24 protein-coding genes are annotated in these 22,680 nt (G+C 71.5%); 9 read left to right on the forward strand and 15 right to left on the reverse strand.

Features of this window, described 5'->3' with window-relative positions:
* Positions 1-43: 43 nt before the first annotated feature.
* Positions 44-712, reverse strand: a complete 669-nt coding sequence (gene tsaB, locus ACWDSL_RS27600; protein WP_450489811.1) for a tRNA (adenosine(37)-N6)-threonylcarbamoyltransferase complex dimerization subunit type 1 TsaB — start codon at positions 710-712, stop codon at positions 44-46.
* Positions 713-939: 227 nt separating this feature from the next.
* Here tsaB and ACWDSL_RS27605 point away from each other — a divergent pair, with 227 nt between their 5' ends.
* Complete coding sequence (locus ACWDSL_RS27605) at positions 940-1,512, forward strand: hypothetical protein (RefSeq protein WP_450489813.1); 573 nt, start codon at positions 940-942, stop codon at positions 1,510-1,512.
* A 25-nt stretch (positions 1,513-1,537) separates the two neighbouring features.
* Here ACWDSL_RS27605 and ACWDSL_RS27610 read toward each other — a convergent pair whose 3' ends face one another.
* From ACWDSL_RS27610 to alr, 4 genes are all read right to left on the reverse strand, one after another.
* Positions 1,538-1,759: a hypothetical protein gene (locus ACWDSL_RS27610; protein ID WP_450489814.1), complete on the reverse strand. Its 222-nt coding sequence runs from the start codon at positions 1,757-1,759 to the stop codon at positions 1,538-1,540.
* A gap of 195 nt (positions 1,760-1,954) precedes the next feature.
* Entirely contained in the window at positions 1,955-2,482 is a 528-nt protein-coding gene (gene tsaE / locus ACWDSL_RS27615; protein WP_385613962.1) for a tRNA (adenosine(37)-N6)-threonylcarbamoyltransferase complex ATPase subunit type 1 TsaE, read from the reverse strand.
* 106 nt (positions 2,483-2,588) lie between these two features.
* On the reverse strand, positions 2,589-3,818 hold the full coding sequence (locus ACWDSL_RS27620; protein WP_450489816.1) for an alpha/beta fold hydrolase: 1,230 nt from the start codon (positions 3,816-3,818) through the stop codon (positions 2,589-2,591).
* 2 nt (positions 3,819-3,820) lie between these two features.
* A complete protein-coding gene (gene alr, locus ACWDSL_RS27625) occupies positions 3,821-4,975 on the reverse strand; it encodes an alanine racemase (protein WP_450489818.1) in 1,155 nt (384 codons plus the stop codon).
* 65 nt (positions 4,976-5,040) lie between these two features.
* Between alr and ACWDSL_RS27630 the strand changes: the two genes are divergently transcribed.
* Positions 5,041-6,489: an NAD(P)H-hydrate dehydratase gene (locus ACWDSL_RS27630; protein WP_450489819.1), complete on the forward strand. Its 1,449-nt coding sequence runs from the start codon at positions 5,041-5,043 to the stop codon at positions 6,487-6,489.
* 205 nt (positions 6,490-6,694) lie between these two features.
* Here ACWDSL_RS27630 and ACWDSL_RS27635 read toward each other — a convergent pair whose 3' ends face one another.
* Entirely contained in the window at positions 6,695-7,261 is a 567-nt protein-coding gene (locus ACWDSL_RS27635; RefSeq protein ID WP_450489821.1) for a GNAT family N-acetyltransferase, read from the reverse strand.
* Positions 7,261-8,535 carry a hypothetical protein gene (locus ACWDSL_RS27640; RefSeq protein WP_450489823.1) on the reverse strand — a complete coding sequence of 425 codons (1,275 nt, stop codon included), beginning with the start codon at positions 8,533-8,535 and terminating at the stop codon, positions 7,261-7,263. The genes ACWDSL_RS27635 and ACWDSL_RS27640 overlap by 1 nt, the downstream gene beginning before the upstream one ends.
* A 239-nt stretch (positions 8,536-8,774) precedes the next feature.
* Between ACWDSL_RS27640 and ACWDSL_RS27645 the strand changes: the two genes are divergently transcribed.
* Both ACWDSL_RS27645 and ACWDSL_RS27650 read left to right on the forward strand, forming a co-directional pair.
* Positions 8,775-9,110, forward strand: coding sequence for a hypothetical protein (locus tag ACWDSL_RS27645; protein WP_450489825.1), 336 nt, complete (start codon positions 8,775-8,777; stop codon positions 9,108-9,110).
* 50 nt (positions 9,111-9,160) lie between these two features.
* Positions 9,161-9,295, forward strand: coding sequence for a hypothetical protein (locus ACWDSL_RS27650; protein ID WP_450489827.1), 135 nt, complete (start codon positions 9,161-9,163; stop codon positions 9,293-9,295).
* 259 nt (positions 9,296-9,554) lie between these two features.
* On the opposite strand, the gene ACWDSL_RS27655 is transcribed toward ACWDSL_RS27650, so the two are convergent.
* Both ACWDSL_RS27655 and ACWDSL_RS27660 read right to left on the reverse strand, forming a co-directional pair.
* Positions 9,555-10,493, reverse strand: coding sequence for a sigma-70 family RNA polymerase sigma factor (locus ACWDSL_RS27655; RefSeq protein WP_450489829.1), 939 nt, complete (start codon positions 10,491-10,493; stop codon positions 9,555-9,557).
* A 10-nt stretch (positions 10,494-10,503) separates the two neighbouring features.
* Positions 10,504-11,694, reverse strand: a complete 1,191-nt coding sequence (locus tag ACWDSL_RS27660; protein ID WP_450489831.1) for an NAD(P)/FAD-dependent oxidoreductase — start codon at positions 11,692-11,694, stop codon at positions 10,504-10,506.
* A 401-nt stretch (positions 11,695-12,095) separates the two neighbouring features.
* Here ACWDSL_RS27660 and ACWDSL_RS27665 point away from each other — a divergent pair, with 401 nt between their 5' ends.
* Positions 12,096-13,217: a hypothetical protein gene (locus tag ACWDSL_RS27665; RefSeq protein WP_450489833.1), complete on the forward strand. Its 1,122-nt coding sequence runs from the start codon at positions 12,096-12,098 to the stop codon at positions 13,215-13,217.
* A gap of 84 nt (positions 13,218-13,301) precedes the next feature.
* Here the strand turns inward: ACWDSL_RS27665 and ACWDSL_RS27670 are convergent, their stop codons facing one another.
* The 4 genes from ACWDSL_RS27670 to ACWDSL_RS27685 form a co-directional block, all read right to left on the reverse strand.
* Positions 13,302-13,487, reverse strand: coding sequence for a DUF2283 domain-containing protein (locus ACWDSL_RS27670; RefSeq protein ID WP_450489835.1), 186 nt, complete (start codon positions 13,485-13,487; stop codon positions 13,302-13,304).
* A gap of 101 nt (positions 13,488-13,588) precedes the next feature.
* On the reverse strand, positions 13,589-14,098 hold the full coding sequence (locus ACWDSL_RS27675; RefSeq protein WP_450489837.1) for a hypothetical protein: 510 nt from the start codon (positions 14,096-14,098) through the stop codon (positions 13,589-13,591).
* Between the two features lie 65 nt (positions 14,099-14,163).
* Positions 14,164-15,063 carry a serine hydrolase gene (locus ACWDSL_RS27680; protein ID WP_450489839.1) on the reverse strand — a complete coding sequence of 300 codons (900 nt, stop codon included), beginning with the start codon at positions 15,061-15,063 and terminating at the stop codon, positions 14,164-14,166.
* Complete coding sequence (locus ACWDSL_RS27685) at positions 15,060-15,935, reverse strand: LysR family transcriptional regulator (RefSeq protein ID WP_450489841.1); 876 nt, start codon at positions 15,933-15,935, stop codon at positions 15,060-15,062. Before ACWDSL_RS27685 ends, ACWDSL_RS27680 begins: the two co-directional genes overlap by 4 nt.
* Positions 15,936-16,053: 118 nt before the next feature.
* Here ACWDSL_RS27685 and bla point away from each other — a divergent pair, with 118 nt between their 5' ends.
* Positions 16,054-16,974: a class A beta-lactamase gene (bla, locus tag ACWDSL_RS27690; RefSeq protein ID WP_450489843.1), complete on the forward strand. Its 921-nt coding sequence runs from the start codon at positions 16,054-16,056 to the stop codon at positions 16,972-16,974.
* A 221-nt stretch (positions 16,975-17,195) separates the two neighbouring features.
* Here bla and ACWDSL_RS27695 read toward each other — a convergent pair whose 3' ends face one another.
* Both ACWDSL_RS27695 and glmS read right to left on the reverse strand, forming a co-directional pair.
* A complete protein-coding gene (locus ACWDSL_RS27695; protein WP_089509669.1) occupies positions 17,196-17,564 on the reverse strand; it encodes a holo-ACP synthase in 369 nt (122 codons plus the stop codon).
* Positions 17,565-17,616: 52 nt separating this feature from the next.
* Complete coding sequence (glmS, locus tag ACWDSL_RS27700) at positions 17,617-19,464, reverse strand: glutamine--fructose-6-phosphate transaminase (isomerizing) (RefSeq protein ID WP_450489845.1); 1,848 nt, start codon at positions 19,462-19,464, stop codon at positions 17,617-17,619.
* A 178-nt stretch (positions 19,465-19,642) separates the two neighbouring features.
* Between glmS and ACWDSL_RS27705 the strand changes: the two genes are divergently transcribed.
* The 3 genes from ACWDSL_RS27705 (at position 19,643) to ACWDSL_RS27715 (ending at position 22,612) form a co-directional block, all read left to right on the forward strand.
* On the forward strand, positions 19,643-20,464 hold the full coding sequence (locus ACWDSL_RS27705) for a hypothetical protein (RefSeq protein WP_450489847.1): 822 nt from the start codon (positions 19,643-19,645) through the stop codon (positions 20,462-20,464).
* Positions 20,465-20,565: 101 nt separating this feature from the next.
* Entirely contained in the window at positions 20,566-21,615 is a 1,050-nt protein-coding gene (gene coaA / locus ACWDSL_RS27710; protein WP_450489849.1) for a type I pantothenate kinase, read from the forward strand.
* A gap of 55 nt (positions 21,616-21,670) precedes the next feature.
* A complete protein-coding gene (locus ACWDSL_RS27715) occupies positions 21,671-22,612 on the forward strand; it encodes a DUF389 domain-containing protein (protein WP_450489853.1) in 942 nt (313 codons plus the stop codon).
* Positions 22,613-22,680: the final 68 nt, after the last annotated feature.

The raw sequence follows: 22,680 nt of genomic DNA on the forward strand, positions 1-22,680 counted from the left end.
ATGTGCACCACCAGGGTCTCCGGGGTCCGGGGTGTGCCGGGGGTCACCGGGGCGTGACCACCTTGTAGTTGGCGGGCACCTGGGCGTCGGGTCGGCGCAGATACAGCGGCCGGTTGGGCAGCAGCTCCGCGCCGCGCGCGAGCCGCTCGGCGGCCAGCGCCGCCAGCGCCCCCGCCGACTGGTGCTCGGGCATTCCGGCCGGTACGTCCCCGAAGGCGTCCGGGTAGAGCAGGGCGCCCGCGCCGACCGCCGGCAGCCCGGCGACCCGCTCCCCGAGGTCCGCGGGCCGGTCGACGGCGGGCTCGGTCACGCGGGTGCGGGCGTCCTCGTACCGCGCCCAGTAGACCTCCTTGCGCCGCGCGTCCGTGGCCACGACGAAGGGACCGGTGAGGCCCGCCTGCCCGGCGGCGTACGCGATCCCGTCGAGCGTGCACAGCCCGTGCACGGGGATGTCGAGGGCCGCCCCGAAGGTGGCCGCCGTCACCAGGCCCACCCGCAGCCCGGTGTACGGCCCGGGCCCGACGCCCACGACCAGATCGGTCACCTCGCCGAGCGCGGTGCCCGCCTCGGCGAGCACCCGGTCGACGGCGGGCAGCAGCAGCTCGCCGTGGCGCCGCGCGTCGGTCTGACGCGATTCGGCGAGGACGGCGGTGCCGTCGTGCAGGGCGACGGTGACGGCGGGGGTAGCGGTGTCAAGCGCGAGCAACAGCACGAGGACAGCCTACGGCGGCCGTACGGGAGCGGGAGCACGGGCGGGAGCGCGCGACCGTGGCGTAGCCGGTGCGCGAGCCAGAGCGCGCACGACACTGCGCACCCGCGCGCCGGTGCTACGGTCGGCTTGCCCCCTGTCCTCACGGGTCCTCACGGCCACCGCGGTCCCCCTCGCGGCCCGGCCCGCGGCGACAGGGAGATCCGGACCTGAGGAGAGGGTGGCAAGCCGTGCCAAGGAGCAGCACCGGGACCGTCGTGGCAGCGCTCACCGCCGCCGCACTCGGCGGCGTCGGCGTCCTCACTTACCAGGCCGCGGCCACCAACGACCGCCCCGCCCACTCCGTGCACGACTCACAGGCGGGCGACTCCAAGTCCAAGGGCAAAGGTAAGGACAAGGGCAAGGACGGCGGGAAGAAGTCCACCGCGTTGCCGGGCGACTCCGGCACCGGGCTGCGCGTGGTGTACGCGCTGGAGGACCGGCGGGTGTGGCTGGTGGGCGCCAACGAGCAGCCGACCCGCACCTTCGAGGTCTCCCCCAGCACGGCGAGCCCGAGCCCGGGGACGTACCAGGTCACCTCGCGGGTGCCGAGCACGATCGGCTCGGACGGGGTACAGATCGAACACGTCGTCGTCTTCAACACGGAAGACGGAGTCGTCTTCGGCTTCAGCGCGGCGGTCGACGGCTCGGCCCCCGACACGAGCGCGGCGAAGAAGACCGGCGGCATCCGGGAGAGCCGCGCGGACGCCACGGCGATGTGGGAGTTCGCACCGGCCGGCACGAAGGTCGTCGTCATCGCCTGACCGATCGCTCCCCGAGGCCAAAGGGCTACGCCGCGTCGCGCCGCCGCTCGCCCTCTCCCTCGCACACGGAGTCCTCCGCGGACGCCGCGCTCGGCGAAGTCGACTCCGGCGAAGTGGACACCGGTGAAGTGGACACCGGCGGAGTGGACACCGCGTTCGCCGCCGCGCAGGCCGCCAGCAGCTCCCTCATCGTCGGGGGCCGGTCATCGCGCCGGCCCGCCTCGGCAGCGGGCTCTTGGGACGGCATGGATGCCTCCTGAGGGTCCTCGGGCGGTCGAGCAGGCACAGCAGGCGGCCGACTTAGGCACACCTAACCTGCCCTCCCTTCCCATGTGACCACGGAGGATGCCCCTCGCGCAACATTTTGCCGACGGCCTGTCGGAATCTTGTAGCCGCCCAGCCCTCGGCCCGGCTCGAACCTCAGCCCGGCCCGGCCTAGCCCTCAGCCCGCCAGTGACGCCAGGTCCTCACCGGCCCAGCGCGGCCCGACCCCGGTCACCACCACACCCCGTACGTCCTCGGGCGCGGCCGCGGCGTCGTCCCCGACCGCCCGCTCGATGACGACGTGCAGCCGGTCCTCCGAAAGCCCCTCGACCTTCCCCTCGCCCCACTCCACCGCGATCACCGAATCCGGCAGCGATACGTCGAGGTCCAGGTCCTCCATGTCGTCCAGGCCGCCGCCCAGCCGGTAGGCGTCCACGTGCACCAGCGGCGGGCCGTCGCCCAGCGGCGGGTGGACGCGCGCGATCACGAACGTCGGCGAGGTGACCGCCCCGCGCACCCCGAGCCCTTCCCCCAGACCGCGCGTCAGCGTCGTCTTGCCCGCGCCCAGCTCGCCGGTGAGCAGCACCAGATCGCCTGGGCGCAGCAGTTTGGCGAGCCTGCGCCCCAGGTCCCGCATCTGCTCGGGGGAGGTGACGGTGATGCGCTGGGCAGCGGCGTACGGGTCGTCGGCGTGCGGGTTGTCCATACCGGCCGATGTTACGGCTCGGGCCCGGGCCCTGGCCGAAGTCGGCTACCCGTGCCTGGGGCAGCTACCGGTCGACGGGGGCGGCTGCCCGCGCGCCGCAGGGCAGCTATCCGCGCGCCGAGCGCCGTCGGCCGTTCCCGCTCCCGCCGGACGCGGCCCGCGTGGTGTCCGTGCCGGCGGCCTGCGCCAGCAGGTCGATCAGATGTCCGTTCACCTCTTCGGGGTGCTCCAGCATCACCAGGTGTCCGCCCTCCTCGACGATCACCAGACTCGCGCCGGGCAGCACCTCCGCGATGGCCTCGCTGTGCTCCATCGGGGTGATGAGGTCCTTGTCGCCCGCCAGCACCAGCACCGGCAGCTCGTCGAAGACCGGCAGCGCCTCCGCCTTGTCGTGCTCGACGAAGGCCGGGTAGAACTCCGCGACCACATCGATCGGCGTCGCCTCGATCAGCCGCTCCGCGAACCGCGCGACGCCCGGGTCCACGTCCTTGGACCCGAACGAATAGCGCTTGATCACGCCCGCGAACAGATCGGCCGTGGCCCGTCGCCCCCGCTCGACCAGCTCCGCCTGCCAGCCCAGCGCCTTCAGCAGGCCCGGCAGCAGCCGCCGCACCGCGTTCACCCCGACCACCGGCAGACCGAAGCTGACCTCGCTCAGCTTGCCCGACGACGTACCCACGAAGGCCGCGCCGATCACCCGCTCCCGCACCAGCTCCGGGTACTGCGCGGCCAGCGCCATCATCGTCATACCGCCCATGGAGTGCCCCACCAGCACCAGCGGCCCCTCGGGCGCGGCCGCGTCGATCACGGCCTTCAGATCGCGGCCGAGCTGGTCGATGGTGACCTGGACGCCCTCCATCTGGGCCCGGCCGCGCGCGGACCGGCCATGGCAGCGCTGATCCCAGTAGACGGCCCGGACCGCCCCGCGCAGCACCGCCCGCTGGAAGTGCCAGGAGTCCTGGGCCAGGCAGTAGCCATGGCTGAAAATCACCGTGAGCGGGGCGGGGGTGCGCCGCCCGAACAGCCGCTTACGGCGCGCCGGCGCCTGCGGCTGTATGTCCTCGACCTCGTAGTGCAGTTCGGTGCCGTCGTCGGCGATCGCCGTACCGGGGGTGCCACGCAGCGTGCCGAAAGGGCCCGCCGCGTCCAGCTCAAGACGCGCCTTGCGCCGTACACCACGGCCCACCGTCAGCCGCTCGAGCCCCACGCCCACAGCCGCGCCGGCCGCGACGACGCCGATCGCGACGCCCGCGAACCCCGCACCGCGACGCCACCCCACGGCCGTTGCCCCCGCCGCCACCCGTGCCGCCGTCTCTGCCGTGCTGTCGCCTTCCATGGTCAGTTCCCTGTGCCCTCGGTCCGACCGACATAAACGCGCGGCACACGCGCCGAGATCCGGGTGACGATCTCGTACGCGATCGAGCCGACCGCCCGCGCCCAGTCCTCCGCGGTCGGCTCGCCCCGGTCACCCGGCCCGAACAGCACCGCCTCGTCCCCCGGCGCCGCGGCGTCCCCGCCGAGGTCCACCACGAACTGGTCCATGGCCACCGTGCCCGCGACCGTCCGCCACTTTCCCGCGACCAGGACCGGACCGGTCCCCGAGGCGTGCCGCGGGATCCCGTCCGCGTAGCCCACCGGCACCAGCGCGAGCGTGGTCGGGCCTGGGGTGATGTAGCGGTGCCCGTACGACACGCCGTGTCCGCCCGGCACCCGCTTCACCGAGGCCAGCGAGGCGACCAGCGTCATCACCGGCCGCAGCCCGAAGTCGCCCGGATGGCCGACCTCGGGGCTCGGCGAGATCCCGTACATCGCGATCCCGGTCCGTACGAGGTCGAAATGCGACTCGGGCAGGGTCAGCGTCGCCGGCGAGTTGGCGATATGCCGCACCTCCGGGCGCAGCCCCACCCGCTCCGCCTGTGCCAGCAGCGTCCGGAACGCCTCCAGCTGCGCGGCGATCGAGGGGTGCCCCGGCTCGTCCGCGCAGGCGAAGTGCGACCACACGCCGGTCACCGTGACCGTGCCCTCGGCCTCGGCGGCGCGCGCGGCGGCGACGAGTTCCGGCCAGTCCTCGGGCGGGCAGCCGTTGCGGCCGAGACCGGTGTCCGCCTTCAGCTGGACGCGCGCGGTACGGCCGCACGCCCGGGCCGCGGCCACGGCCTCCCGCAGCGCCCACATCCCGCTCAGCGACACGTCGACGTCCGCCTCGATCGCCTCCCGCCACGGGCCGCCCGGCGTCCACAGCCAGCACAGCAACCGGCCCCTGTCACCCGCGGCGCGCAGCGCAAGCGCCTCCTCGGGCGTGGCCGTGCCCAGCCAGCTCGCACCCGCCTCGCGCGCGGCGCGCGCACACGGCACCGCGCCGTGGCCGTAGGCGTCCGACTTGACCACGGCCATCAGCTCGGCCCCGGGCGCCGCGGCGCGCAGCGCGCGCACATTGGCCCGCAGGGCGGCCAGGTCGACCACGGCACGGGCACGCATCGGTGTCTCGTTCATCAGCGCCAGTCTCTCAGGCCCGCGGCGCCCAGCGGGTGTGGGCAGGGTCCGGGAAACTGGTCGCCATGAGGATTGCGTACAGCGTCGAGACCGTACGGGCCGCAGAGCGGGACTTGATGGCGCGGCTGCCCCAAGGAGCGCTCATGCAGCGCGCGGCCGCGGGCCTGGCAGCCGCCTGCGCGGGGCTGCTGGGCCGCGTCTACGGGGCCCGGGTGGCCCTCCTGATCGGCAGCGGCGACAACGGCGGCGACGCCCTGTACGCCGGTGCCCGCCTCGCCCGCCGCGGGGCCGGGGTGACGGCCGTACTGCTGGCGCCGGACCGCGCCCACGCGGGCGGGCTGCGGGCGCTGCGCGACGCGGGCGGCAGCGCACTCCCCGCCAACGCCCCCTCCGCCGAGGAAGCCCTGACCCAGGCCGACCTGGTCCTGGACGGAATCGTAGGCATCGGCGGCAAGGGCGGTCTGCGCCCCGACGCCGAACGCCTGACCCGGGCCGTACGCGGCACCGTGGTCGCCGTCGACCTGCCCAGCGGTGTGGACGCCGACACCGGCGAGGTACGCGGCCCCGCCGTACGCGCCGACGCGACCGTCACTTTCGGCACCTACAAGCCCGGCCTGCTCATCGACCCCGCCCATGAACACGCGGGCGCGCTGCGCCTGATCGACATCGGCCTGGCCCCCCACCTGCCGCCCGTCCCCGACGCCGAGGCCCTGCAACACGGCGATATCGCGGCCCTCCTCCCCCGCCCCGACGCGGAGAGCGACAAGTACCGCCGCGGCGTCGTCGGCGTCGTGGCCGGCTCGGCCCGCTATCCGGGCGCCGCCGTCCTCGCCGTCGCGGGCGCCCTGCGCGGCGGGGCGGGCGCGGTCCGCTACGTCGGCCCGGCCGCCGAGGCGGTCATCGCCCGCTTCCCCGAAACCCTCGTCCACTCCGGCCCGCCCCACAAGGCGGGCCGCGTCCAGGCGTGGGTGGTCGGCCCCGGCCTCGGCGACGACGCGGCCGCCCGCCAGTCCCTAGCCGACGTCCTCGCCTCCGACGTCCCCGTCCTGGTCGACGCCGACGGCCTCCGCCTCCTCCCGCCCGGCGACCTGCGCTCCCGCACCGCCGCCACGATCCTCACCCCGCACGCCGGGGAGGCCGCGGCGCTGCTCGGCGTCCCGCGCGAGGAGGTGGAAGGAAGCCGCCTGGCCTCCGTACGCGCCCTGGCCAACCGCTACGGCGCGACGGTCCTCCTCAAGGGCTCCACCACGCTCGTCTGCTCCGGCCCGGGCCCCGTACGCGTCAACCCCACCGGCACCGGCTGGCTCGCCACGGCGGGCAGCGGCGACGTCCTCTCCGGCCTCACCGGCTCCCTCCTCGCCACCGGCCTGACCCCCCACGACGCCGCCTCCACCGGCGCCTACCTCCACGGCCTGGCCGCCCGCCACGCCACGGCCCCCACCGGCGCGCCCATCGCCGCGTACGACGTGGCGACGGCCCTGCCGGAGGTCTGGCGGAACGTGCTGCTGGGCTGAGCGCGCTTGGGTGCGGGTGTGTGGGTGGTGCGCCTGCTGTTCGTGGTGGGTGCGGAGGCGGGGCCTCCGGGGCTGTCACCCTGGACCGCATATTTACGGCGCCGACGCTCAGAAGCGCGGGGCCGGGCGGAACTTGGCGCCACAAATATGCGTAAGCGTCCAGGGCACCACCCCTGCACCCCCACCCCCTCCTGCCGTCTCGCGGCTATCCGCCCAGTTCGTTCAGCTCCAGCACCATCACGTCATGCAGGTCGGCCCCATCCCACGGGTGCGCTTCCCCCACCTTGCGGTACCCCCACGACCGGTACGCGGCCTGTGCCGCCTCGACATCTGGCCGCGCGTTGAGCAACACCCGTTCCGCGGTGGAGTCGGCCAGGACCGCCTCGTGCAGTCGGCGGGCCACATGCCGGCGGCGCCACGGAGCGCGTACGGCGAGCTCCATCAGCCCGAACGTCCGCCGCCCGTCCTCGCGGCGCAGCTCGTCGCTCACCGGTGTGGTCAGCCGGTCCCACCAGCCGGTGCTCGGGCTGAGCGGATAGCCATAGGCGATGCCGACGGGTTCGCCGTCGGTTGTGCGGGCGAGGGCGCCGCGGAAGGTCGCCTTGCGGACCTGTGAGCGGAACCGCCGGAAGTTCGCATCGACCGAGCCCGGAGTCTCCTCGTACGGCTCTTCCGCGAAGGCCTCAGCGTAGACGAGCCTGAACTCCGCCTCGGCCTGCGCGGCAGCCGGGCCGTCCATGCGCTCGACAACGATCGTCTCCGACACGGTCATCAACAGCCTCCTCGTGTGGACTCACGGATGCGCGCGGAAGTGTCACGCGCCGCTGCGGTGTCAATAGCCGTGGCTGCCTTCTGGAAAGCGTGAATGCGCTGGGTGAGGCGGTCCGAGTCGACCTCTCCGTAGACGTCCAGCACTATCCCCATCTCGGCGCACGCCTCCTCGACCTCACCAGCGTCGAGGAGCGTGCTGGCCAGCTTGGACCGGTACCAGGCTGTGTTGCGGGCATAACCGCCTGCCAAACCATCGACAGCCGCACGCAGAAACGGCACGGCACGTCGTGGTTCGCCAGCTCTCACATACATGTCCGCTGTGGCGTAGTCGACCTCAATCGGGCCGGCGAACCGGGCCCAGTCCGGTACTTCTACGTCCATGTCGGCGCGGCTCTGGTACGAGAGCGCGCGACTGAGTGCCCGCCGGGCGGCGGTGGTGTCCCCAGCATGCGTGGCCACGTTGGCCTCGCGAAGAGCGATCACGAGATACACGGTCGGTCCGGCACCATTTCTGCCGGCCAGGCCATACGCATGCTCAACCGCTGACGCCGCTTCCCATAACCGGCCCGCCTTGATGTCGATCAACACGAGCGTTTCCAACGCAGAAAGCTGCAAGAGACCGTCACCGATGAGTTGGGCGGCGGTCAATGCCTCCACGGCGGCGGCGCGTGCCTCCCCGATCGGCCCGCCGTCATAGCCGTACCAGGCTTGATTGCTGTGCAGCTCGGAAAGCATGGCCTGAAGATCCCGGCCGACCCCGCTGGTATAGACGCTATGACTCAGGGCACGCGTGATGTACTGCTCAAGCCGCCGGGCTCGCGCCTTCGCGGGAACGCCTCCCGAGCGATGATCCACGGTATAGAGCTCGACCAGCCGGGCGCGGAACGCCGCCACTTCACTGGCGCCAATACGGGGGCCGTGCTGGTTCGGGAGGATCGCCGATGCCGCGATCGCCCCTGATCCTGTGACGAATGTTCGACGTCTCACCTCTTCATCGTCGCCGATCCACTCGGCGGTCATGCGCCTATGGGAAGGGACTTCAAATCCCATCGCCGCGAGCGGAAGGCCGAACATGGCTTCAAGCACGGCCTGTTGACCCGGGTGCGGTAACGGCGGAGGGGATTCGCGCTCCCAACGCCGGAATTGGCGGACGCTCAACGAGGCGTCGATGCACAGCCGGGCGGCCTCGCGGACGAACGCGGCAACGAAGGTCACTTGGGTATACCCCGCCGCCTTGCGCAACCCCGCAAGCCTGCTGACGCCGCTGTCCGCCATCAACCTCTCCCCACGCGCACGACCGCACACTCAGCGTAGCGACATCAGGGATGCGCCGTCAGGAGAAAACGTCCGCCCAAACGTCCGGTCGCGAACGGCCCACGACTCCCGCCGACGCGCTGCACTGGTGGGCACAGGTGCAAGACCCCCGCGACGTTGTGCGACGTCCGGGGGCGTGGCCCACCAGCTGATGGGAGCTGATGAACATGAACCACCTTATGGCCCGTGTCCTCGAACGAGTGAGTACGGTTTCCGCCGCTCATACGACCCGTCGGCGCCGTAACCCAGAGGGCAGGCCCTGCTACCTGTCCTCGGACAACGGCAACAGTCTTCTGAACCGACGAGCGGACCAGATCGAGGCACTGCAACTGTCCATGGGAACAGAACTCCTCGGTCACGCCCACGCGCTGCTGGACGACCGCAAGGCAAACGCCGCAGAGCTCCGCTTCCTCGCGCAGCGGCTGTGCGAGGCGCTGCACGACGCGCTGCGAGTAGCCGAGAGCAGGGGCAGGCGCCTGCCTGACTACAGCGAAGACGAGAGCCCCGCGCCCGAGGACAGCCGAGGAACCTCATGACCGCCCAGCAGTGACGCTCACTGGGCCCCTACGCCATCGCCTTCGCCTTGGTGGCGCGTGTGCACCTCTTCGACGCCGGGCACCTCACCTGCGGGCCGCAAGCACTCACTCCCGCCGAGGAAGGCTTCACACTCTCCTGGTGGCAGATGGACGACGCCATCCACGCGGCAGTAGAAGGCCGGTAGGCGTTCGCCTAGCAGTAGGGCTTGCCGGCGGCCGTTGTCCGTCAGCTGTGACTTCGAGCGATAGGTGGCCAGGGGCGCTCGGATCCGCCCTGGTCGGCCCTTCGTGACGATTCGTAGTTGGCCATCGGGGACCCGAACCGCATGGCCGAGTCTGACTCAGGAGACCGACGTGCTTCGGCCCTGTGCTGCTGTGCAGCGCGGGGGCCGAAGGGGGGCCGTCCTCGCTCCGCCTCAGGTCACTGGTTTCCGGTGGATCTGGTCACCATGCGTTGATGACCGGTGCTTCGGGTTCGTGCTGCCGCCAGGCCTCATTGAGGCGCGCGAGCCGGTCCGCGGCGGCGATGCCGCGCAGGGACGCGACCTTGCTGTCGCTGACTTCGAACGCCACGGCGCCCACGACCCGGTCGTCGACCACGGCGAGGACGGCCGGGGAGCCGTTGACCAGCGCAATGTGGAACGCGGGAGAGCCTCCGGCCAGCCGCTGCTTCGCCGGCGTGGGCTTGAAGCCGGCCCGCACGTAGGAGGCGACGCGCTCGCGCGTCTTGTACCGCAGCAGCCGCCTGGCCAGTCCGGCGCCGTCCGAGACCGCCGTCACGTCGTCGGTGAGCAGCGCCACCAGCCGTTCGGTGCGCCCCGACGCGGCGGCGGCGAGGAACTCCTCGACGACCCGGCGCGCGGACGCGGGGTCCACCTCGTCGCCACCGCGGCGCTCGGCGGCGACCCGGCGTCGGGCCCGGTGGACATGCTGCTGGCTCGCGGACTCGGTGATGTCGAGGATCCCGGCGATCTCGGCGTGGGAGTACGAGAAGGCCTCACGCAGGACGTAAGCGGCCCGCTCGACCGGCGAGAGGCGCTCCAAGAGGGTCAGTACGGCCAAGGACACCGATTCGCGCTGCTCGAAGGTGTCGGCCGGGCCGAGCATCGGGTCGCCCTCGAGGAGCGGCTCGGGCAGCCAGGCACCGGCCGCGCGCTCGTGGCGCGCCTGCGCCGAGCGGAGCCGGTCGAGGCAGAGATTGGTGACGACCTTGGTCAGCCACGCCTCCGGCACCTCGACCCGTTCGCGGTCTGCGGCCTGCCAGCGCAGGAACGTGTCCTGCACGGCGTCCTCGGCGTCGGCCGCCGAGCCGAGCAGACGGTACGCGAGCGAGGCCAGCCGACCCCGGCTGGCCTCGAACCGATCGATGGCCGCGCTGTCCATGCGGAGCAGCCTATGCGGCGGCTCTCACACCGGCCCGGTCAGGCGCGGTGGCCAGGCGGCGCTTGCGCCTCGGCATACCGAAGGTCGGGTGGGCGATGCCCCACCCGGCCCCCTTGAGCACGCCCGACTTGAGGCGCGCGGCGGTCCGGCCGCCCAGGTACCAGGACTTCGGCTGGACGTCCCCGTCCACCATCTGGAAGATCGCGTCTCGCCGCCCGAGGCTGATGTGGTTGCCGTGGTACTTCAGCCCGGTGGCCGGGACCTCGCTGCCCGTCAGGCGCGCGATGATCGCGGCGGTCGCCTGCATGTTGGTGAAGCCGGCCGAGGCGCAGGACATCGGCAGCGGCCGGCCGTTCTCGCCGATCGCGTAGGCGCAGTCACCGGCGGCGTAGACGTCCGGGTGCGAGACCGAGCGCATGGTGCGGTCGACGACGATCTGGCCGGTCTCGGCGACCTCCAGGCCGCTGGCGGCCGCGATGGGGTGCACGGCGAACCCGGCCGACCACACAGTCACGTCGGCCGCGATGGACGTACCGCCGGCGGCGATCGCCCGCGTCGGCTCGACAGCTTCGATGCCGGTGTGCTCGTGGACGGTGATGTTGAGCCGGTCGAATGCCTGGCGCAGGTGACGGCGGGCCTTCGGCGAGAGCCAGGCGCCCAACTCGCCGCGGGCGGCGAGCGCGACCGAGAGGTCGGGCCGCGACTCGGCGAACTCGGTGGCGGTCTCGATGCCGGTCAGCCCCTCACCGACGACCAGCACGGCCCCGCCCTCGCCCAGACCGGCCAGGCGCTCGCGCAGACGCAGCGCCGAGGACCGGCCGGTCACATCGAAGGCGTACTCGGCCACGCCGGGGACGCCATGGTGGGCGACGGAGCTGCCGAGCGCGTAGAGAAGCGTGTCGTAAGCGAGCTCGCCATCGCCGTCCTCGCCGGTCACGGCGACGGTCCTGCGCTCGGGGTCGACGCCGGTGACGCGCGCCAGGCGCAGCCGCACCCCGGTGCCCGCGAATACGTCGGTGAGCTTGCGGAACGCCAGGTTCTGGCCGATCGCGAGCTGATGGAGCCGCATCCGCTCAACGAAGTCGGGCACGGCGTTGACGACGGTGATCCCGGTGTCGGCGTGGGAGAGCCGGCGGGCCAGGTTTCCGGCGGCGAAGGCCCCGGCGTATCCAGCGCCGAGCACGACGATGCGATGCTTCATGGCGTTGCTCCTGTCTCGTTCGCGTGCCCCTTGAACGAGACGGCGCCCCGATTGCTGACAGGAGCCGGATGTGACGCCGGTCACCGAACTCAGACGAGCGGCTGAGCCTCCGACAGACGCTTGGGCCTGTCTTGGGCAGTCGAAACGGGGCGATGGCCAACTATCGGTCGGCGTCACATCGGCTCGCTCTCACCTGGTGAGGCCTCGTCAGTGATCTTGTGAGAGGGCAGACGCTGACAGACGTCAGGGGGTTCTCTCGCGCGGGGCTGAGGCGATCGACGGGCCAGGTCAGCGCCTCGCCGACGTCACCTTCTGACGCTGGGCGGGCGTGTCGCCGACGAGCGAGTGGGGCCTGCTAGCGTCCGTGGCGCGGTCACGACAGGTCGAGCAAAGGTGCCAGGGTGAAACGGGGAACGCCGATTCGGCGACGGGCCATGCGCTACGGCGGCATCGCGCTGGCGCTGCTCGTCAGCGCGGCGGGATGGTTCTACTTCAGCGGCGGCTACGACCGCTGGCGGGACGAGAAGTCCGTGGCCGACGCGTGCGACGGCACGGTGGCCGTCGGGGAGGTACGGGCGTTGCTCGGCACCGACGACGTCAGCGGCGATACCAAGCACAGAGCGGTCGACAGAACGGCCGGAGAGAAGTACCGGAATGGGTCCGGCCCGCCTGTCATCTGCTGGCTCGACGGTCCGGGCGGGTACCAGCAGCGGGCCGTGGTCCGGATGGAATGGCGGTCCCAGGCGTGGGGCCCGCACATCGAGTCCGGGCGGGACCCCGGCTCCTTCACCACCACGGTCCCGGTGCCGATCGGCGCGGGATGGTCGGGCATGGTGAACCTCGCGGGCGATGGCGCCGCGACCACCGTGGTCCTCGACTGCCGGAACACGGACGGTCCGCGCGCCGGAGACAGCCTGACGCTGTTCGTGCACAGCTGGGGTTCGCGGCCGTACGAAGAGGCGGCACAACGGGTACGGCTGGCCCGGTTCGCGACGCGGACCGCGCAGGCCGCCGCTCGCGAGTACGGCTGCGACGCCCGCTTCGGCAGCCGCGTACAGCGAGTGGGGCCGCTCGACTCCGGGAAGCCGAAGTACCGGGAGGCGCCACCACTCGCCGAGGCGGGCGGCACATGCGCGGGCATCAAGCCGGGCTCGGTGATCACGCGTGCTCATGAGACGGCCGCAGGTCGCGCGCCCGTGGAAGATTGCCTGCTGATCGACGCCAAGGGCGAGGCCCTGTTCCGTCTGTCCTCCTACTACGGCACCTTCGCGGACGACCAGCGCATGAAGACGCAGACCGGCAGGGAGCTCGACTCGGTGGTGACCAAGCCGCTGCGGACGGACTTCCTCTTCCGGGCCGAGGCGGCTTGCCCCGGCTCACCGCGGCAGGCGGTCTTCGTGGTCGACTACCGCGACTACGACCATGACCCCGAGCCGCAGCGTGGGTACGTCCGCGAAGCGTTGCGGCAGTTTGCGGAGCGGTCCGCGGCCCGGCATGGCTGCACGGACGTGAAACTGTTCTAGGGTCCGTCGTCAAAGAGGGCTCCGGCCGCGAGCGGCGTCTGGTGCAGGGGACACCTCCCAGCGTTAGCCGGGGGCGGGCGCGGCTCACCCGATTTTCTCGGCGATGGCCATGAGATCGGGGTGCAACCGGCTCCTGGCGTCGAAAAGTTCGACGCCCAGAAGCCGTCCCTGCGCGTCGAAATCGAGCACTGCGGTCATGTCGTCCCCAGCGATTTCCTGACGGACGGCTTCGCCTGGACCGATCTCCTCGACAAGGTAGATGTACGCCATGTTCGCCTCGGCGTCGTATGTGAACGGGCCCATCCCAGACCAGGCCCTCCCACAGGTCGAGCGAAAACCTCTGAACGCCCATGTCTCACCTCGACTGGAGCTCAGATGGATTCGTCCAGCGTCGAGTTGCGGCCGTACCGCAACTCGCGCCCGTCGAGCGTGACGCCAACCCCGGTCGGCAGCACCGGAGAGACCAGTTCCGGCAGGGCAACGCCATCCCAGTCGACGGTCACCTCAATGGCCTCGGGGGATTCCGACGCGATCTCGTACATCTCCTGGGGCAGCACTTCCCAGACGGCGTCTCCGTCCATGCCGTCGTACGGCCCACCGGGCTCCGGTACGCCACCACTCGCTCGCCCGTCCTCGGCGGACCGCATCGCCGTCAGCCCGGGGACCTTCACCGTCAGGAACCGCTCAAGCTCCCTTTCGACCAGCAGCTCGCCCTGGCGATACACCCTGACCACGAACGTATGGCCGGCCGCCCACGAACCCGTGCGCACGTAGTACGCGACCGAGGCGTCGAGCTCTTCGAGGTTGTTGCACACCTCAAGGTGCTCCCAACCGCCGCCGCCTTGCCAGCAGGAGCCCTCGAACAGGTAGAAGCTGTACACGCCACACCCCCGAAACAGTCCGCACCATTCGCGCGGCTGCCGACGATATTGCTCAACCAGCGCGCCTACAGCTGCCGCAGGTGGTCGCGGAGCGTCCGGGCGACCTGGGCCATCAGGGCCTCGGCGCCGGGCTGGGTGATGGCGGGGACGAGGGACTCGGTCAGGACGGCGATGGCGAAGGCCTGGCCGTCGGAGTGCTCGACGACGCCGATTTCGTGGCGGAGGTTGAGGAGGGTGCCGGTCTTGGAGGACCAGGTGGTGGCGTCGGAGCCGAAGTCCGGGGCGAGGCGGTGGCGTAGCACGTTGTGGGCCATGAGGCCGCGCACGCGCTCGGCTACGTCCGGGTGGATCGTCGACGGCGTCCACAGCGCCTGGAGCAGTTCGGCCCAGGCGCGTGCGCTGCCGGTGTTGGCGCGGGTGGTGTCGAGCTGTGGCACCCGGTGTCCACGGCCGTGGGTGCCGGCGTCGATGGCGAGGGCGTGGGCGAGATGTGCCTGTGTGGTGTCGAAGCGTTCCACGGGCGTGTCACTCAGCTCGTCCGTGATGTGCCGGACGGTGATGCCGTGGAGGTCGAGCTCGTGGAGCAGGTCCGAGACCTGGGCGGGCGGGGTGAGGTCGAACAGCGCGTCGGCGGCCGCTCCGTCGCTGATGCAGGTGGACAGATAGAGCAGGTCGTCGATCGCGATCCGGGCGGGGTGGCGGAATCGGCTCAGCCCGGTCGGGCCGGGCGTGGTGATCCGCCCGGGTCGCACGTCGAGCATCGTGGCTCCGTCGAGCTCGCCACGCCGGATGCGCTCCGCCGTCGCCAGCGCGAGCGGAACCTTGACCAGGGACGCGGACGGCAGCTGGACATCCGGATCGATGCCCAGCTCTTCGCCGGTGTGCAGATCCCGTACGAGGAGATACCCGCGCAGGCCACCGTCGTGCAGTCGCCCGCGCATCTCGCGGAGCAGCGCCTCGGTCATGCGACCGTCCCCTCAGCCCCCAGGCAGCGTGCGATCGCGTCACCCAGGCGCTCCCGTATCTGCTGTGCGTCGCCGGCGGCGGTGAGGGCGTACCCCCGGGTGAGCGTGATGTCTCCGAGGGGGCGCCAGCTCAAGGAGAGTTCCCGGGCCTGCGCGGGCGAGCACAGCAACAGGTCGCGCGAGCACAGCACTTCCGCCGCAGCGGTGGTGAGGTCGGTGGCGACGGCGAGTTGTACGGGCCGCAGGCCGAGGGCGTCGCGCAGCCTCGTCAGGGGGTCGCGGAGGTGCGGGGCGTCGTCCTCGGGCTGGATCCAGATACGGCGGGCCGGTTCGGGGTCGGCCCGGCCCATCCGAAGGGTGTCGAGGTAGACGCGGGTCACGCCGGGGTCCTGGGCGCCGGCCAGTCCGAGCGGTACGGACCATGTCGCCTCGTCCGGCGGTACGGGGAGCAGGGCTGCGCGTACCTGTTGGGAGTGGATGAGCTCCAGCCGCCGCGGCGGCGGGCCGACGCGGAGTTCGAGAGTGACGCCGTGCGCCCGCGCGTCGGCGACCAGGCGGGCGAGGTCGACGGTGGAGCAGATCCCGGGCACCGCCAGCCGCCACGGTTTGCGCTTGGCGGTGGCCGCCTCGTGTTCCAGTACGTCTGCGGCCAGGACGAGCTGACGGGCCGTTGGCAGCATGTCGCGGCCGAAGGGCGTGAGGACGGCCCGCCGCGAGGTGCGCTCGAACAGCTGCTCACCGAAGCGCTCCTCCAGGGCGGCGATACGGCGGCTGGCCACCGGCTGGGACATCCGGGCGGCGGCCGCTCCGACGGTGAAACTGCCGCGCTCGCTCACGCTGACGAACGCGCGACACGCTCCCACCAGATCCACGGCGCCCAACCCCTATGTCGTATCAGCATGAAAGGCCACTCAAGCGTATTGGACCGCATAGCCGTGGGGAGGCGAGGGTGCTCGCAGTCGTCCTGTCGCCAACCAGGAGGTATGGAACATGTGGCACACCCGTGCCCGGCGCGCCCTTCGCGGTGTGCTCGCCACGCTCACCCTCGTCCCGCTCGCGGCTTGCGGCCAGGGCGATTCCGCGGACTCATCGCCGCCGCCGGCCAAAAAGGCGGCCTCTCCCGCGAAGCCGTACATCGGCGAATTCAAGGACCTTGAGCGCAAGTTCGACGCGCGCCTGGGCGTCTACGCCATCGATACGGGCACCGGCCGGGAGGTGGCGTACAACGACGGCGAGCGCTTCGCCTACAACTCCACCTTCAAGGCGATGGCGGCCGGTGCCGCCCTGAAGAAGTTCTCGCTCAGCGGGATGGACCGAAAAATCACGTACTCCAAGGACGTGCTGGTCGCCAACTCCCCGGTGACCGAAAAGCACGTGGACACCGGGATGACCCTGGGCGAGCTGTGCGACGCCGCCGTCCGCTACAGCGACAACGCCGCGGCCAACCTGATCCTCAAGGAACTCGGCGGGCCCAAGGCCCTCGACGCCACACTCGAGAAGCTGGGCGACGACGTCACCCGGATGGATCGCCCCGAGCCGGATCTGAGCGAATGGGTGCCGGGCGAGCTACGGGACACCACGACGCCGCGGGCGTTCGCGAAAGACCTGCGCGCGTTTGTCCTCGGGGACGTCCTCGCCAAGGGCGAACGCGCGCAGCTCACCACATGGCTGCGGACCAACACGACAGGCGACAAGGTCATCAGGGCCGGTGTGCCCAAGGGCTGGGTGGTCGGCGACAAGACCGGAACCGGCAGCTACTACGGGGGCCGTAACGACATCGCCGTGGTCTGGCCCCCGGACTCGGCCCCCATCGTGATCGCGATCCTGTCGCACCGCGGCAAGAAGGACGCCGAACCCGACGACAGGCTGCTCGCGGAAGCGGCATCCGTGGTCGCCGACACGTTGTCATAGGGGCCACCGGCGGAGAGCCGCCGAGCGGCGGGAGGGGGTGGGGGTGCAGGGGTGGCGCCCTGGACGCTTACGTGTATTTGTGGCGCCAAGTTCCGGCCCACTCCGCGCTTCCGGGCACCGGCGCCGTAAATATGCGGTCCAGGGTGACAGCCCCGGAGGCCACGCCCCCGGCACCCACCACGCACCCGAGGCGCACCCCCACACACCCGCAGGGCAACCGCTCACCCCTCCGCGATCACCACCGCCGACGCGACCCCCGCATCATGGCTGAGCGACACATGCCACGCCCGTACGCCCAGCTCCGCCGCCCGCGCCGCCACCGTCCCGCGCACCGTCAGCCGTGGCTGCCCGCTGGCCTCCGTCTCCACCTCCGCGTCGGTCCAGCGCAGCCCGCCGGGTGCGCCCAGCGCCTTGGCCAGGGCTTCCTTGGCCGCGAACCGGGCGGCGAGCGACGCGATCCCGCGCCGCTCGCCGCTCGGCAGGGTCAGCTCGGACGGGACGAACAGCCGGTCGGCCATCCCCGGCGTGCGCCGCAGCGCATCGTCGAAGCGGTCGATCTCGGCCACGTCGATGCCGACCCCGATGATCATCGGCCGCTCACTCCACGGTCGCCACGAACCCCACGAACCCCACAGTCACCGCTCACTCCACGGTCACCGACTTGGCCAGGTTGCGCGGCTGGTCGACCTCGTTGCCGCGCGCCGTGGCCAGTTCGCATGCGAAGACCTGCAGCGGCACGGTCGCGACCAGGGGCTGCAGCAGGGTCGGGGTGGCGGGGATCTCGATCAGGTGGTCCGCGTACGGGGCCACCGTCGTATCGCCGCGCTCGGCGATGACGATCGTCCGGGCGCCGCGCGCCCGGATCTCCTGGATATTGGAGACGATCTTGTCGTGCAGGACGGACCGGCCACGCGGCGAGGGCACCACCACCACGACCGGCAGGTCCTCCTCGATCAGCGCGATCGGCCCGTGCTTGAGCTCACCGGCCGCGAAGCCCTCGGCGTGCATATAAGCGAGTTCCTTGAGCTTGAGCGCGCCCTCCAGGGCTACCGGGAAGCCGACGTGGCGGCCCAGGAACAGCACGGTGTTCTTGTCCGCCAGCGTCCGCGCCAGCTCCCGCACCGGCTCCATGGTCTCCAGCACCTGCTCGACCTGGGTGCCCATCTCGGACAGCTCGCGGATCACGGACTGGATCTCGTCGCCCCACTTGGTGCCGCGCACCTGCCCCAGGTACAGCGCCACCAGGTAGCAGGCCACCAGCTGGGTGAGGAACGCCTTGGTGGAGGCGACCGCGACCTCGGGCCCGGCGTGGGTGTACAGCACGGCGTCGGACTCGCGCGGAATCGTGGAGCCGTTGGTGTTGCAGATGGCGAGCACCTTCGCGCCCTGTTCCCGCGCGTGCCGCAGGGCCATCAGCGTGTCCATGGTCTCGCCGGACTGCGAGATGGCGATCACCAGCGTCCGCCGGTCCAGGATCGGGTCACGGTAGCGGAACTCGCTGGCCAGCTCGGTCTCGCAGGGGATACGGGTCCAGTGCTCGATGGCGTACTTCGCGATCATCCCCGCGTGGTAGGCGGTGCCGCAGGCCACGATGACGACCTTGTCGACCTCGCGCAGCACCGACGCCGGGATCCGGACCTCGTCCAGCGTCAGGTTCCCCGCCACGTCGATCCGCCCCAGCAGCGTGTCGGCGACGGCCTTCGGCTGCTCGGCGATCTCCTTGAGCATGAAGTAGTCGTAGCCGCCCTTCTCGGCGGCGGAGGCGTCCCAGTCCACGTGGTACGTACGGACCTCCGCGGGCGCCCCGTCGAAGTCCGTGACCGTCACACCGTCCCGGCGCGCCTCGACGACCTGGTCCTGGCCGAGCTCGATGGCCTCGCGGGTGTGGGCGATGAACGCGGCCACATCGGAGGCAAGAAACGCCTCGTCCTCGCCGACGCCGACGACCAGCGGCGAGTTGCGGCGCGCGCCGACCACCACATCGGGCGCGTCCGCGTGCACCGCGACCAGCGTGAAGGCGCCCTCCAGCCGGCGGCAGACCTGCCGCATCGCCTCGGCGAGGTCGCCGCACGAGGAGAAGGACTCGGCGAGCAGATGCGCCACGACCTCGGTGTCGGTCTCGGAGGCCAGCTCGTGGCCGCGCTCGGCCAGCTCGGCGCGGAGCGCGGCGAAGTTCTCGATGATGCCGTTGTGGACGACGGACACCCGGCCCGCGTTGTCCAGGTGCGGATGGGCGTTGGCGTCCGTCGGGCCGCCGTGGGTGGCCCAGCGGGTGTGGCCGATGCCGGTACCACCGCTGGGCAGCGGGCGGTCCGCGAGCTCCTTCTCCAGGTTGGCGAGCTTGCCGGCCTTCTTGGCCGCGGCCAGCCCACCGTCGGCGAGCACGGCGACGCCCGCCGAGTCATAGCCGCGGTATTCGAGCCGCTTCAGCCCGGCGAGGACGACATCGAGGGCGGACTGCCCTCCCACATAACCAACGATTCCGCACATGCAGTGCAGCGTACGGCCCGTGGCCGCACCCGCGAGCCACCCCCCACCCGCAATCCGCCACCTGCCGGTCATCCGTCGCACGTCCGGCATCCACGGCGGTGCGTAGGCGATGTATAGGCGATGCATAATGCGCATGGGCGGCCGGGAGGCCGCCCATCTCATCTTTCAGGGGGGAATCTTGCGCCGCGCCACCACCCATGCCCTCAGAGCCTGCGCCACCGCGACCGCGCTGCTCGCACTCGCCACCGGATGCTCCTCCGACGAGCAGGACGATACGAAGTCCGCCGCGAAGAAGGACCCCGGAAAGACGGCCACCGAAGCCGTCCGCGCCGCCGTGGCGAAGGTCCGCGGCACGAGCGCCGACATCCACGAGACCGTGGCGATCGCCGAAGGGGAGACCCGGTACACCATCTCCGTCGACGGCCCCTTCGACCTGGCCAAGGACAAGGGAAAGCTGTCGGTGGACTTCCCCGGGGGCGCGATCGACCACGTCGACGAGATCTTCGACGGCGACACCATCTACCTCAGCCAGATCCAGGGCACGGACGACGGCACCTGGGGCTCGGTCGCGCGCGACAAGGTCGAGGCCCACTATCTGCTCCGCGCCCCGCTCAACGACCCCGAGCACTATCTCCGCCAGATCTCCGCGATGCGCAAGGCGGAGCGGTTCAGCACCAACGAGACCGTCGGCGGAGCCCTCACCACCCGGTACCGCGGCTCGATCGACCACGCCACCCTCACCCTGCGCCTCGCCGGCAAGCCCCGGAAGGGCGCCGAGAAGATGCGGGATCTTCAGGGCACCGACCTGCCGGTGTTCGCCGACGCCTGGGTGGACCGCCAGGGCCGGCTGGTGCGGCTGAAGATGACCTACCGCATGGCGACGGTGTCCGTCACGACCACGGTGACGCTGTCCGCGTTCGGGAAGCCGGTGAAGGTCACCGCGCCCGACACCTCCCGGACCGTCCCGGCGACCACGAAGGGCGGCGTCCTGCTCGGCTGACCGAAAGCCGTATGTAGTGAACGCCACGCGAACGCCACGCGTGATGGACCCCACGCTCCGCCCGCCCCCACACGCCCGCGCCGAGCCCCGACAATGAGAGGATGATCACGTCTCCCGCGCAGGACGCGCACCCCGCGCACCCGGAGCACGACTCACACCCCCAGCACCCCCAGCACCCTCCCCGCACTCCACGGCGGCCCGAGCCGAGCCCGTACGTGGATCTGTCCCGCGCCGAGTGGAGCGCGCTGCGGGACAAGACCCCGCTGCCGCTCACCGCCGAGGAGGTCGAGCGGCTCCGCGGCCTCGGCGATGTCATCGACCTCGACGAGGTACGGGACGTCTACCTCCCGCTCTCCCGGCTGCTGAATCTGTACGTGGCCGCCACCGGCAGTCTGCGCGGCGCGCTCAACACCTTCCTCGGCGACACCAAGAAGGGCAACGGCACCCAGCCCGGTACGCCCTTCGTCATCGGCGTGGCGGGCAGCGTCGCGGTCGGCAAGTCCACCACCGCCCGGCTGCTCCAGGCGCTGCTGGCCCGCTGGCCCGAGCATCCGCGCGTCGAGCTGATCACCACCGACGGCTTTCTGCACCCCAACGCCGAGCTGCACCGGCGCGGCCTGATGTCCCGTAAGGGCTTCCCCGAGTCGTACGACCGCAGGGCCCTGACCCGGTTCGTCGCGGATGTGAAGGCGGGCAAGGAGGAGGTCTCGGCGCCCGTCTACTCCCACCTCATCTACGACATCGTGCCGGGCGAGCGGCTGACCGTACGCCGCCCCGACATCCTGATCGTCGAGGGGCTGAACGTGCTCCAGCCCGCGCTGCCCGGCAACGACGGCCTCACGCGCGTCGGCCTCGCGGACTTCTTCGACTTCAGCGTGTACGTGGACGCCCGCGGCGAGGACATCGAGCGCTGGTACCTGGGCCGTTTCCGCAAGCTGCGCGAGACGGCCTTCCAGGACCCGTCCTCGTACTTCCGCAAGTACACCCAGGTCTCCGAGGACGAGGCGCTGGACTACGCCCGGATGATGTGGCGCACCATCAACCGGCCCAATCTGCAGCAGAACGTGGCGCCCACCCGTGGCCGCGCCACGCTGGTGCTCCGCAAGGGCCCGGACCACAAGGTCCAGCGGCTGTCCCTGCGCAAACTCTGAGACCGACCCGAACCTCTGAGACCCGAACCTCTGAGACCCGAACGGGAGCATGACCGTGCTGCATCTGCGGCTGATCGTCCCGGCCGACCGCACCGACGAGGTGGTGCGCACCGTGGAGCACACGGTGGGCACCACCCACCTCGTGGTCATGCCCGGTGTCGCGCGCAACCCGGCGGGGGACGTGGTGCTGGTCGATGTGGCGCGCGAGGCGGGCGACGCCCTGCTGGGCGAGTTGCGGGCGCTGGGCGTGGACACCTACGGCTCGATCGCCGTCGAGAACATCGATCTGTCGCTGTCCAAGCGCGCCGACAAGGCGGAGGAGGAGGCGCCGGGCGAGGGCGCGGACGCCGTCCTGTGGGAGCACCTGGCCGAGGCCACCCACGAGGAGTCCACGCTCTCCGTCACCTTTCTGGCCTTCCTCGCCATCGCCACGATGATCGCGGCCTGCGGTGTGGTGCTGGACAACGCGATCCTGATCGTGGGCGCGATGGCGGTCGGCCCGGAGTTCGGCCCCCTGGCCGGGCTGTCCACCGCGCTGGTCCAGCGGGCCCCGCGGCTCGCGGCGCGTTCGCTGATCGCGCTGGTCGTGGGGTTCGCGGTGGCGATGGTGCTGACGACGGGCTTCGGCGTGCTCATGGACGCCTTCGGGCTGTTCTCCAAGGATCAGCTGGAGCGGCCGCGGCCGAACACCGACTTCATCTGGAAGCCGGACATGTTCTCCTTCGTCGTGGCCCTGCTCGCCGGGGTCGCCGGAACGCTCTCGCTGACCTCGGCGAAGTCCGGGGCGCTGGTCGGCGTGGCGATCTCCGTCACCACGGTGCCGGCCGCGGCCAACGCGGCGGTGGCGCTCGGCTACGGCGAGATCGACCAGATGTGGGGCTCGACGCAGCAACTGCTGCTGAACCTGGCCGGGATCGTGGTCGCGGGCACGCTCACGCTGCTGGCCCAGAAGTATCTGTGGGCCAGGCAGCGGGAGCGCGCGCTGCGGCGTCAGTAGCCCGGCGTTGGGTTTGCGGTGAGTATGAGACAGCGACACGCCGACCGCCTCCTGGGGGCAGATGATCG

The organism is Streptomyces sp. NPDC000941 (assembly GCF_053599555.1).